Here is a 12386-nt window from a genome sequence, read left to right as displayed (position 1 = left end):
CTACCAATAATCGATAGAATTTTGTACCATAGCTTTAATCTACTCTCAACAAGGTAACAGGACGTTAATCCTTTAATTATGAACAATATTTTCAAAGCATCAGTACTTGTTTCAAGTTTAATGTTAGCTTCTTGTGCCAATCAAAATAAGATTGCTCAGCAGCAACTAGAGCCAGTTAGCAACGCTTGTCAAAAGCTTGATTATCTTATTAAGGCTTATGATGACGGCTTTAACGACTTAAAGCAGACAAAAATTAAGGCTGGTATCAGCAACATTTGGCAAGCAAAATACCATCTGATTGGCAAAAACTGCCGAATATGGTCATGGGGAAAAGCACAAACAACCTACTCATGTAACACGATTAAAGTCGACGAAAGTGATGCCCGTAAGTACTACAGCAATGCTAAAGCAACCATTGCTCAATGCTTAGGCACTAGCTGGCATCTTAATGAAAGCTCTAGACGTAATGATGACGGTTTAAAAGCTGAATATACAAATACAGAAACACAAGTGACGCTTTCTACCCATTTAGTCCCAGATAGCGGCTTATTTAAATCTAAATGGTCTGTGTACTATTATGTTGGTAGAGTCGAGTAAAATGTTTTAGCTCAACTAGTTAAATAAAAAAAGCCAGCATTACGCTGGCTTTTTAGCTTAAAACGTTGCGAGGAGTATATTAGTTAACTAACCACCACATTTTTTGCTTTTACTTTTACCTTCGCCGCATTTACCTTCACCGCACTTGCCTTTGGCTTTCATTTTACCTTCGCCACATTTGCCTTCACCGCACTTGCCTTTGGCTTTCATTTTACCTTCGCCACATTTGCCTTCACCGCACTTGCCTTTGGCTTTCATTTTACCTTCGCCGCATTTGCCTTCACCGCACTTGCCCTTGGCTTTCATTTTACCTTCGCCGCATTTGCCTTCACCGCACTTGCCCTTGGCTTTCATTTTACCTTCGCCACATTTGCCTTCACCGCACTTGCCTTTGGCTTTCATTTTACCTTCGCCGCATTTGCCTTCACCGCACTTGCCTTTGGCTTTCATTCTACCTTCGCCGCATTTACCTTCACCGCACTTGCTATCTTTCTTTTGTTCAGCCAATGTAACTACATCATTGGCAGCAAATGGGTTAACCTCAGCTTTTGCAACATTTGCAGTAAGCAAGCCTAATGAAATAAGCCCAGCTAGAGCAACAATTGAAGTTTTATTTAATAAATTCATGCTTTTTCCCTTCTATCTTTTTGATGTGTCGGCAAAAGTTTACCAACTAAATTAACTATAGATACTGACCTGTAAGTATATATAAAAATTTCACTCTGTCAGAAATAAATGTTAATCATTTTCTTAAATAGCCTAATAAATCAAATTTCAGGCATAAAAAAACCAGCACATGTGCTGGTTTTTAAATCAAGCTAGCAAGTGACTAGATAGCCACTTTCTTACGCTTAGCTGTATCTTCAATAAAGCCTTTCCAAGTATTCGCTGTCTTACGAGTATTTGGATCTTTCATTGCTTTTTGAATAGCGGCATAAGCTTGCTTATAGTTTTCTAAATAGAAGTATGACTCAGCAATACTCATATAAATACGACCCTGGTTCTTTATTCCAAGTTCTAATGCCTTATTTAATGCTGGAATTGCTTTAGCAAACTGTTCATCCTGCTTTAATAACATACCTTGCTTACGGTAGTGCTTAGCTTCATTCGTCATTTTGGCAAGTTCACCATAATATTTGGCGGCCTTATCAATATGCTGAGCTGAGTGCCAAGCATTAGCTAATGTAGTGATGTTTTTATCATCACGCTTAACTAAACCTGAGCCAATATGCTTTTCAAGCAAACGTGCAGCTTTATATGGAGCATCACTTGATGAGTATAAGTTAGCCAGTGTCTTAATTTGGCTTTCCTTATCAAGATGCCCCAGCTTATAAGCTAAATCTAAAGTTTGTACTGCCTTGGCATAATCTTCAACCAACAAGTAAAACATTGGTAGCTGAGTCCACCATTGCTTATTGTCCGGAAAAATTTGCACAACAGTTTCTAACACTTCAATTGCTTCTTTATACATCTTACGCTCATAGTAAGAAGTAACTTTCAAAACATACGGGTTTTGATTTGGCTTATCACCAAATGCCGCAATTGCCTTATCAGCGGGTACAATAACTTTATCTAATTGCTTAAGAGAATAGTAAGCATTAGCTATCTTCACGTAAGTTGGAGCGTCTTCTTTACCAGTAAACTCCATCCATTGGTAATAATACTTAAGCGCTTCTTTATAGTTTTTAACTTGCATTTGCATGTCAGCTAATAACTTTAACGCTTCACCATGATCAACCTCATTCAAAATATCAGGCTCAACTGCCTTAATCAGATAATCAATAGTTTTTTGCTCATTATCACCCAGCGTAGCATACATTACCGCAATAAAACGAGATACATAAGCCTTGTCATAATCTTTTGATGGATCAATTGCCAACAAAATATCTAACGCGCCTTGAATATCATCAGCACTATAAGCTTCAAATGCTTTCTGAACTTTTTTACCAACACGTGGGCCAACAAGCTGTGTAGGACGCTTTTTCTTCTTCTCTTCTTTAGCTTCAGCAGCCATTGCAACATCGGCAAATGGCGCTTGAGTAACTAAAAGAGCAGCAGCGACTACCAAAGAAGTTGATAACTGTTTAAACATTATTCACCTCCCATTTTAAAGTCTAGTTGAACCGTCAAACCAGGACGTCGTTGTGCTTTACCATCAACAACTTTTGGCTTGTACTTCCACTTTCTAAGCGCTCTCATTGCTTCTTTGTTGAAAACACGCTTAGGCTGAGCTTCGATTACTTTAACATCTTCTACACCACCTACTTCATTAATAGTAAATGAAAGAATTACATAACCTTCTTTACCGTCACGAGCAGCTTGTATTGGGTATTTTGGCTCAATACGTACAATCGGTGTTGCATCACCATCTCGACCAATACCAGCACCTGGTGCAGAAAGACCTGTCGATGGACCAGACATTTGCACACCTGGCATATTAAACTTCAAACCACCAGTATCGTTACTAGCTTCTGGCTCAGGAGCTTGCTGCTTAGGCGGCGCTTTAGGCGGCGGAGGCGGCGGAGGCGGTACACGTCTACGCTGTTCAGCTGCTGACTCCGGCGGCGTCGTATTTACTTCTACGATAATATTCTCTTGTTGCTCTTCCTTGTTTCTGTCACCAGACGAAACAAGGAAGGCCATAAAAGCAAATAAGCCAAAGGTTATGCCAGCGCCTAGTAGTATTGATACTAAAAAGCGAACCATATTATTACCCCTTCGCAGCCGCGATAGAAATTCGGTCTATGCCAGCCTCTTTAATTGCATCCATTACTTTAACAACGATACCGTGTTTAGCATCTTTGTCAGCTTGAATGATTACAACATCAGTAGGTTGTTCTGCAAGTAACTTTTCAATCCTTGCACCAACACGTTCGATGTCAACACGACCTTTATCTAACCAAATTTCACCATTATCTTTGATAGCTACAAAGATGTTGGCATTTTTTTGCTTAGTTTGGTTTGCCGCTTTTGGCTTGTTTACTTCAATACCTGCTTCTTTAACAAATGAAGTGGTTACAATGAAGAAGATCAGCATGATAAATACGATATCCAGCATTGGCGTCATATCAATTGCTGCTTCTTCTTCCTCACGGATTTTTTTACGTGCCATGAAAATATCTCTCTAGTGATGAGGCAAACTGTCAATCAGTTTAGCCTTTGCTAGTTTAACTTTAGCGTCTAGTCTTGAACTAAAGAACACGCCAGATAATGCTGCAACCATTCCCGCCATTGTCGGGATAGTAGCTTGCGAAATACCTGCGGCCATTAGACGCGGATTACCTGTACCTTGTTGAGCCATGACTTCAAATACCCCAATCATACCTGTTACTGTTCCCAGTAGGCCGATTAAAGGACACATTGCCACTAAGGTTCTAATGGTAATCATGCGCGCTTCAAGTTTCTCGTCTGCTTCGGAGATCCAAGTCTCTCTAATACGATGTGCATACCAAGATGTAGTATCTTGTCGTGCATCCCAACGAGCGATGATGTCATCTCTCATTTTTGGATATACTGATGCTAAGAACCAATAACGTTCAATCATCAATATCCACATCAAGAAGAGTGCGAAGGCAACAACATAAAGTACATTACCACCCGTCGCAATAAAACCCCTGACAGATTCCCAAAGCTCTATCAGGAATAACATTATTTAGACCCCTTCTCAGCAATAGCAGCAATTAAGCCAGCGCTTTGCTCGTCTAGTTTTTGTAATACAGACTTACTCTTACCTGCAACAATAGAGTGGATAAGGATTAGTGGTAATGCACAAATCAGACCCAATGCCGTTGTTACTAGCGCAAGAGAGATGTTACCCGCCATAATTTTCGGGTCACCAGTACCGAATAAGGTAATAGTTTGGAAAGTCATAATCATACCGATTACCGTACCTAATAGACCCATTAATGGAGCAATAGCGGCAAACATTTTGATTAAGTTAACACCACGATCAACTTTTGGTGTTTCACGTAAAATCGCTTCGTCAAGTTTAAGTTCTAACGTTTCAGCATCTGCAGACTGGTTGTCGTAGAAAACTTTTAATAAACGACCAAGTGGGTTGTTTTCGTTAGGCTTGTCAAGGTTCTTCTCTTGAGCACGGATCTTAGCGCTCATGCCACCTAGAACGATTAAACGCTCAATAGCAATTAAACAACCTAAGATAAGTAATACAGTGATTGCATAACCAACTTCTTTACCTTCATGGAAGAATTCTTCAAGAGTTTTCTTACGAGTCTCTAGTGATAAGATACCACCACGTGAAGGGTCAACATAAACTGCAGAGTAACCAGCGCTGTTACCAAAGAAGCTAACCGCTGTTTCAGCAATAAAGCCAGCTGGTTGCTTAGGCAATGGCTGAACTTGACCAACTTCATCGTTGTAAGTTAAATAACCATTTGCAGAAACTAAGTTAAAAGCACCAATACGTGAAATAGTTTCAGTAGACTTAGTACCATCTAAGTTTGTTACATCAACGCTAAACTTAGAGATTTTACCTGATTCTGTCATTTCAGTTTGCAGAGCAAACCATAACTCTTCTAAATCTTCTAATGCAGGGATTTCTTTCGCGTTAGCAATGCGATTTAACGCTTCACCACGGTTTGGAAATTCAGCACTAACAATTGATGTAGTGATTTGACCGTATGCATTTGCCGCAGCTGCACGAGATACACCGAACATTTCACCTAAAGTACCAGTAGCGTTATCTAACTCTACTTCTTTTTGTGCTAAAGCAATTTCATTCTCAGCGTATTCTTTTGTTAAACGCTTATTACGCGCTTGTTGATTCGCTAGTTCTTGCTTAGCTTTATTTAAAAGCGCTTGCTTATCAGCACGTTCTGATAAGAACTCAGCTTCACGTTTTTTATCAAGCTTAGCTTCAGATATACGATCCGCTTTAACTTGCTTTAATAAATCATCTAAAGTGTTAGCTTGAGTTGTTGCCGCAAAACCTGCAGTCATAGATGCAGCTAGCACTACAAAATTAATAACTTTTTTCATTATTGTGCTCCTGCTGCAAATACTGGAAGTTTAGTTAAGTCCATAGGAAGTTGTTTACGCGCCATACGAATAGCGTCAGTTACAGGTTTTAAGTATTCATCACCTAATTCTTCCCATGAACGTGTTTCGTTGTTCCATAACCAAGAATGCTTTGCATCAAGTGATTGTGCAACAAAGGCAATACGACCCATGTGAACGAAGTCAGCAGTCAATGTACGACCACCTAAATCGATTTCACCTTGATATGCATCGAAGATAGTACCGTAACCTGCTTCAATTTCATAAGCTTCTAGCACTAAGCGGAACTGCTCAGATACAGTAACGTTAGAATCATCCATTACCGTGCGTAAGTTTGCTACACGCTCTTTACGACGTTCAATATTCATAGGTACGTCAAGCTCGATGAATTTCTCTAAAGAATCAATCATCTTGTACATTAATGGTACAACACCTTGCTTGATTTTATCGATACCGTCGATTTGCTTTTGTAATGAAGCAATGTTTGCTTTTTGATCATCAACCATACGTTGAACATGATCGTTATAACCACGTAAAACATCTGCTTCATCTACAGTATTACGATACTCAGCTAAAAGCTCTTGAGTTTGCTCGTAGATAGAGTTGATTTTAGCTTGTGATTTAGCTGATGCTTTGAAGATTTGTGCTTCAGCTTTTTGAAGGTCTGTTAATGCATCGGCTGCAGCGAAATTGCTGCCTGACAATGCTAATGCACCTACCATCGCGCTCGCGATAAGGCTTTTCTTACTTACTTTGGACATAGTTCCCAACCAATTGCTATTTAATTTTGATAACAAGAATTTGTTACCGCAAATATATAAGTCTGTCGTTTTTTAAAATGTAACTTTTTATGAATACAACTAAGCAATAATCCCAAATGACAGGCAAGCTGTCAAGATGGGAGTTTAAAACACGGTCCATTGCTTTAATGTTTTTTATCAAAACAATGCATCGTGATCTTTACAAAATTACTCAAACTATAAAAATAATTTAAGGGACATAAATTTTGTAGAATGTATGTTTTACTAACAACTTCGTAGTAAGTCAAATTTATTTACAAATTTAATCCATAAAGTTAATTAAAATTGTACCTATTTCATAACTCCCATTTTTGCATAAAAAAAGTGAGTCGCTAGTGCGCTGACTAATAGTACACATACACAACCCACTAAATATCATGCTAAAGCTGAGCTATAATAAAATAAACAAAAACATGATTAATTTTTAATTTTCTGCGCCTAACTCACTGCTAGGGCAAGGGTTTTATTCCGCTTAGAACAACGCCTATTTTGCCAAAACTCTCTTCAACTAAATCAGTAGATAAGATAGAAGTAAACCCTAAAGCTTGTGCAATATTCCTAAATGCGTGCAGCTTTTTATCTGTTAAAGCTGCACGCATTAAATCTTCTAGTCTCGCTATCGCTCTACTTTGCTCAATAAAGTAGCTTTTCATAATATCTCCACGTTCTTCCACAGAAACATCTGCTTGTAATACCATGCGCATTAATTCTGGTATCCTGGTTTCATGCAACGTGTCACCATATGCTTCTAATAATCTTGCTAATTCATTATTTAACTTATGCCGCTTTGATTCTGCGTTTTGCTCATTCATGTATCCGGTTAACTTTTTACTATTTAATTCAGATAGCATGTCAGATAAAGCACTAAACGCTCCACCAAATTTAAATAATTCCCTACTACAATCAACAATTTTACGATTGTTCATAACAATCTTTGAGTCTTCAGCATGACAAATAAATTGAAACCTTCCTCCGGGTTGTAAAACTCTATAAACTTCTGCCATTGACTGTGCAAGATCTGAATATTCAATACCAAACTGACTGGTAATTTCTGTGAAATGGTCATGTTCAAAGGGCAACTTTTCTACGTTAACTTCAGATAATAAAGTATAACCTTTGTTCGACGAGGCAACTTGAGCCGAATCAACCCCTACCATCTCGATATTTTCATTCAATATATATTTTAAGCCAAGCTCAAGTACAGCACCATTGCCAGTCGCTATATCTAAAACACGATGCTTATCAGGAATTACAGCAAAGAAATCTTTCCAGCATAAGGCTATTTCCCCCTGATAATTATCAGATAAGTCTGCTCCGAAAGAGGTAATATTCCCTTGTTGCCAATAAGAATCCCAAGCTGACTTATATGGTTCTTTTCCAAGAGAGAGCAATACTTCATTAATATGGTTCAACTTGGATTTATATGGAGTGAGCCCCTTTTCAAAGCGAAGCCAAGAATTTACTGAAGCGCTATTTATTGGTTTATTGACTTGATCTACACTCGGGGTGAGAACTGCGCGTTTTTGACGATGAAAAGTAAAACAGCTTTCTTGCTCTTCAAGTTGGCAAAAACTTAACAAAGATTTAATTTTTTCTCTAGGTGACTCAACTAATGCCTCATATTGAGAGTGAAATATCGCTCCTGGATACTCAAACTCCCAATGTCTCATAATTGCTGCATATCCTTCCATAAAAGTAACAATATTAGCTAATGAATATGAATAATCATGTCCTATATAAAAATAACGCTTAAATACACTGGCAGCATTATCTAATAAATTTCTATGAGTATGAATAATCTTAGCTTCTGGAAACAATTTTAAAATCAAGCCAATATGCAAAAAGTTGAGAGGATTTTTATCAATAAAATATGGCTTAGTTGAAGTTTGATATTCATTCGCATATGCTAAATATTCCTGCCTAAGAGTTAGAATGTCTTCTTCACTAAGGTTGGCAATGGCTTTTGCATAATTCCCTGTTCTTTCTAATGTTGCGGCAGTGTGCCCTATAAAATTTAATTCATCTGTCGCATTAACTAACTCATGAGATGCTAAAATTTGTTCAACTAACGTAGAGCCTGAGCGTGGCATACCAACTATAAATATAGGTGTTACATTCACTTCCCTAGCGACACTCTCTTGAGCTTTTTGTTTTAAAATATTATTTACAAACTGATGAAATGCATTTTGATTAAAAGGGGATGCCTTATTTTTGCTATTATTAGCTTTCTGATAATATTCAAATGCTTCATCATATTTTTTTTGCTTTTCTAGTACCGTCCCTAATGAAAACTGAATAAGCAATTTACTAAGATAATCTTGATTATCATCATTCTCATATTCTTGCCAAGTCACGATATCTTTGTCGGTTATTTTCCTATCCTTTAAATCGGCAATATTCCATAAGGCATAACCCACTCTTCTTGGCTCTAGTGCTACAAATTTAAAATAACACTTTTCTGCTCGCTTAAAGTCACCAAAGGCCTTATGCATATGACCTAAATTCAAAAAAGCGAAACCATTATTAGGATTATGATTGATATAACTTTCAAGTAAATCCTTGGCTTCAGTAAGTTTACCTATCTGAGTACAAATAATTGCTAATTCATATTGCATGTCTAAACTTGGCTCTAACGCTACAACTTGCTGCATAATTGAATAAGCATCAAAAAGAAGCTCTTGTTTTACATAGACCTGCCGCAGCATTTTTAGTGCATCAAGATTGTTAGCATCATCACTTAATACCAATTTAGCCTGCTCTTCTGCTGCTGAAAAGTTACCTTGTGTCAGAAATTGTTTGGCTTTTTGCAAGCTTTGCTCAAATGCTTCCAATGTTATCTCCTCATATTTATATTGCTAAAAAAAAAGGTGGCTCTCGCCACCTTTTTTATATAGTTAGGTTTGACTTAGAAAGTCCAAGTACCACCTATGCTATACATTCTACCCATGTGACCTGCGCTGTATAGGTAATCATAACCATCAGCATATTCACCTGTAGAGTTTAAGATAGGATCTTCATCAGTTAAGTTACGTACACCTAAACGGTAACGACCCCAAGCACCTGCATCATACGTATAAGTTAAGTTATGCGTCATGAAGCTGTCGTTTTTACCATTAGTAACTAAAATACCTGAAGCTGGATTTTCTGGATCCGGAGACTCAAAACCACTTGTACTTGGGATATAATCGATGTTCCAAGCAATTGAATGGTCACCAATTAAGTAAGTTGTAGTGAACTGAGTTCTGTACTCAGGTTGTAATTCCCAACCTGACTTATCTTGCATTGGGCCACCAGCGTAGTTATCTTGGTTCCATTCAATGAAGTACGTTGTTTCAGAGTTAAAGCGAATGCTACCCGCACCATTTGTTTCAAGGAAGTAATTAACATTAACATTTAAACCTGAAACATCAAGACCTGGACCATTGATAGTTGATGTTCTAAAGATTGGCGATTCGAAACCATTCGTTTCACGGTCAATGCTAAGTAGTGAAGGGTCTGGATTTTCCGCACCTGCATACTCACCATTTACTAAATCTTGAATTGGTACAAAGCGAATTGCATCTTCAATTTCAACATCAAAGTAGTCAGCTGTTAAGTTCAGGCCTTCCCAATCCCATACAACACCTAAGTTGATAAATGTTGAAGTTTCAGCATCTAGGTTAGGGTTAGCTTGACGAGTTGTATCGTATTGCTCTTCTGTACACTCAGATGCCGGAACACCTACAGATGCACAACCAACATAGTCAGTTGCATAATCTGCTGCATAGCTATCAGCTTGAGATAATTGCTGTAAAGATGGCGCACGGAAACCTTTACCCCATGATGCACGAATCATTAAGTCATCAACTGGACGGTAAGTCGCGGCTAGTTTTGGTGATACTTCTGAACCGAAGTCAGAGTAATCATCATAACGAATTGCAAACTCTAATTCTAAACCATCAACAACAGGGATGATTGTTTCATAGAAAACAGCCTTAATATCACGTGACTTACCAGCTGAGTTACCAGAAGAACCACCAATTAGACCAGCTTCAGATTGAGCGTCAACAATTGATGCGTACTTGATATCGAATGTTTCAAAACCAAAGTAATGACCGATTGCACCAGCACCTAAGTCACCAAGTTCAAAACCAACACCAGCATAAAACTGATCAAAACGGTTATAATCTTGTGTTAACGTAGTTGCTTTCATGTTGTCAACACCTTCATCAAGTGGAATACCTGCATAGATGTTATAGAAAAGACCTGAATAGCTTAAGTAGAACTCACCAACTGACTTGTTGTCAGTTGTATTATGATGATAATAAACTTCATAATCGAACATATCACCAAGAGTACCCGTTAAACCAGCAATGTAGTCTTGAGAGTAGTCAGACACATTACCATCACGGTTACCAATTTCGTACCAACGGAACTTACCGCTTGCAGGCTCATCATAAGGGTTATGAGTTGAGTTTGCAGGCACGCCACCTAACCATGGTGCAGCTGGTGGAGCATAACGACCAAATGACTCATTATGAGTGAAGATTGCTCTTGCAAAAAACTCAACATTTTCGCTAATTTCATAAGTACCGTTAACAAAAATTGAATCTCTGTTTGTTGAAGCTTGGTTAGCTGAAACACCAGCATAAGCGAAACCACAGTATCTGTTTTCTGATGCTGCAGATGATTCAATAACGCCGACAAAACCTGGAACATTTGCTGCTAGGTTGTCACACTCAGGAGAAGCTTCCCATAAACCTGTATTAGGGTTTTTGATACTTGCACCGTATTGACTCACACCAACTGTTTGGTCATAAGCACCATCACCATCAGTATCAACCCAAGAAGGTGCTGTATATGGACGGTCTCTATCAAAAATAGGATCTTGCTCTTGATGTTCATATGCAAAAGTAATGTTACCTTTGTCACTAGAAATACCAGTTACAAATGAGAAGTCACTGCTTTCGCCACCTTCATCATCAGCAAATGTTTGGTTGGCGTTAATTTCAAGGCCTTCATAATTCTTTTTCAAGATAATGTTTACAACACCAGAAATAGCATCAGAACCGTATACAGCTGAAGCACCGCCTTTAAGAATCTCGATTCTTTCAACAATAGCCATTGGAATTTGGTTAATGTTAACAGAAGAACCACCCATTGTAGGTGAACCTGGTAAACGTTTACCATCTAATAACACTAATGTTCTTGAAGCGCCTAAACCCAACAGATCAACTGTTGCTTGTGATTGCCAGCTACCACCTGAAGAAGGAACAACTGAACCAAAGCTGTTCGCAGTTGATGAACGTAAAGCATCAGCTACACTAATACGCCCTAAATTCACCATTTCTTCGCCAGTAATAACTTGAACAGGTGAAGATTGTTCCATGTCTGTTCTCTTAATACGAGAACCAGTTACTTGAATACGCTCAACATCTTCAGCACCTTCATCTGCTGAAAAAGCTGGTGCTGAGATAGTTGCTGCTGCACCCGCACCAAACATCATGGCTAGGCGAATAGCCTTAGCTACTTTACTATTGTTATACATGTTTACTCCCTGGATCACATTTGTGATTGGTTGTTTATTTGTTTGTTTGATTATTTTTATACTTTAAAGAGTCAAAGCTATCTTGCTTTTTATACTCTTAAACAAGTCATAAGACCTGATCTGTCGAGTAAGATAGTAAACGGGATCTGAGCGAATCGTCAACACCATTTATAACCAAATAGCAATTTTTTTAACAAACAGACATACTTAATTACATCATCCAAAACCCCCGCCCCACTCAAGAAAACCAATTAAAAGAAGATAAATCAATAAGTTATAGACAAAACACAGCAAAGGTAAGTTGACGTTAAAGTAAGGAGGCACAACTAAAATTTTTTTTAGAACGTGAGTATTTCACAAGAAAATTACAAATAGATGTCTAATTTTCAGTCACTTAACGATAAAAAGAAAGAAAATTTAGAGGCAAATATTCCTAAATAAACTTA

At 38.1% G+C, this 12386-nt stretch carries 10 protein-coding genes; 1 reads left to right on the top strand and 9 read right to left on the bottom strand.

Annotated features, from left to right (window positions below):
- Positions 1–78: 78 nt before the first annotated feature.
- Positions 79–597 carry a hypothetical protein gene (locus EMK97_RS17815; protein WP_130604121.1) on the top strand — a complete coding sequence of 173 codons (519 nt, stop codon included), beginning with the start codon at positions 79–81 and terminating at the stop codon, positions 595–597.
- 87 nt (positions 598–684) lie between these two features.
- Here EMK97_RS17815 and EMK97_RS17810 read toward each other — a convergent pair whose 3' ends face one another.
- The 9 genes from EMK97_RS17810 to EMK97_RS19395 form a co-directional block, all read right to left on the bottom strand.
- Positions 685–1224 carry an HvfA family oxazolone/thioamide-modified RiPP metallophore gene (locus tag EMK97_RS17810; RefSeq protein ID WP_130604120.1) on the bottom strand — a complete coding sequence of 180 codons (540 nt, stop codon included), beginning with the start codon at positions 1222–1224 and terminating at the stop codon, positions 685–687.
- A 202-nt stretch (positions 1225–1426) separates the two neighbouring features.
- The gene (locus EMK97_RS17805) at positions 1427–2689 is read right to left on the bottom strand and encodes a tetratricopeptide repeat protein (protein WP_130604119.1); all 1263 of its coding nucleotides are present in this window, start codon (positions 2687–2689) and stop codon (positions 1427–1429) included.
- Positions 2689–3303, bottom strand: a complete 615-nt coding sequence (locus tag EMK97_RS17800; protein ID WP_130604118.1) for an energy transducer TonB — start codon at positions 3301–3303, stop codon at positions 2689–2691. The genes EMK97_RS17805 and EMK97_RS17800 overlap by 1 nt, the downstream gene beginning before the upstream one ends.
- 4 nt (positions 3304–3307) lie before the next feature.
- Positions 3308–3709, bottom strand: a complete 402-nt coding sequence (locus EMK97_RS17795; RefSeq protein ID WP_118960549.1) for an ExbD/TolR family protein — start codon at positions 3707–3709, stop codon at positions 3308–3310.
- Between the two features lie 12 nt (positions 3710–3721).
- Positions 3722–4246: a MotA/TolQ/ExbB proton channel family protein gene (locus tag EMK97_RS17790; RefSeq protein ID WP_130604117.1), complete on the bottom strand. Its 525-nt coding sequence runs from the start codon at positions 4244–4246 to the stop codon at positions 3722–3724.
- Positions 4246–5595, bottom strand: coding sequence for a MotA/TolQ/ExbB proton channel family protein (locus EMK97_RS17785; RefSeq protein ID WP_130604116.1), 1350 nt, complete (start codon positions 5593–5595; stop codon positions 4246–4248). The genes EMK97_RS17790 and EMK97_RS17785 overlap by 1 nt, the downstream gene beginning before the upstream one ends.
- Positions 5595–6374, bottom strand: coding sequence for a DUF3450 domain-containing protein (locus EMK97_RS17780; protein ID WP_130604115.1), 780 nt, complete (start codon positions 6372–6374; stop codon positions 5595–5597). The genes EMK97_RS17785 and EMK97_RS17780 overlap by 1 nt, the downstream gene beginning before the upstream one ends.
- Before the next feature lie 488 nt (positions 6375–6862).
- On the bottom strand, positions 6863–9244 hold the full coding sequence (locus tag EMK97_RS17775; RefSeq protein ID WP_130604114.1) for a sulfotransferase: 2382 nt from the start codon (positions 9242–9244) through the stop codon (positions 6863–6865).
- A 74-nt stretch (positions 9245–9318) separates the two neighbouring features.
- Entirely contained in the window at positions 9319–11940 is a 2622-nt protein-coding gene (locus EMK97_RS19395) for a TonB-dependent receptor plug domain-containing protein (protein WP_130604113.1), read from the bottom strand.
- Positions 11941–12386 lie beyond the last annotated feature (446 nt).

Source organism: Litorilituus sediminis (assembly GCF_004295665.1).
In the GTDB taxonomy this organism is placed as follows: domain Bacteria; phylum Pseudomonadota; class Gammaproteobacteria; order Enterobacterales; family Alteromonadaceae; genus Colwellia; species Colwellia sediminis.
This window is presented reverse-complemented; position numbering and strand designations above follow the sequence as displayed.

Coding starts and splice junctions, on each gene's coding strand:
- EMK97_RS17815 (WP_130604121.1), top strand. CDS start 79: ATGAACAATATTTTCAAAGCATCAGTACTTGTTTCAAGTTTAATGTTA.
- EMK97_RS17810 (WP_130604120.1), bottom strand. CDS start 1,224: ATGAATTTATTAAATAAAACTTCAATTGTTGCTCTAGCTGGGCTTATT.
- EMK97_RS17805 (WP_130604119.1), bottom strand. CDS start 2,689: ATGTTTAAACAGTTATCAACTTCTTTGGTAGTCGCTGCTGCTCTTTTA.
- EMK97_RS17800 (WP_130604118.1), bottom strand. CDS start 3,303: ATGGTTCGCTTTTTAGTATCAATACTACTAGGCGCTGGCATAACCTTT.
- EMK97_RS17795 (WP_118960549.1), bottom strand. CDS start 3,709: ATGGCACGTAAAAAAATCCGTGAGGAAGAAGAAGCAGCAATTGATATG.
- EMK97_RS17790 (WP_130604117.1), bottom strand. CDS start 4,246: ATGTTATTCCTGATAGAGCTTTGGGAATCTGTCAGGGGTTTTATTGCG.
- EMK97_RS17785 (WP_130604116.1), bottom strand. CDS start 5,595: ATGAAAAAAGTTATTAATTTTGTAGTGCTAGCTGCATCTATGACTGCA.
- EMK97_RS17780 (WP_130604115.1), bottom strand. CDS start 6,374: ATGTCCAAAGTAAGTAAGAAAAGCCTTATCGCGAGCGCGATGGTAGGT.
- EMK97_RS19395 (WP_130604113.1), bottom strand. CDS start 11,940: ATGTATAACAATAGTAAAGTAGCTAAGGCTATTCGCCTAGCCATGATG.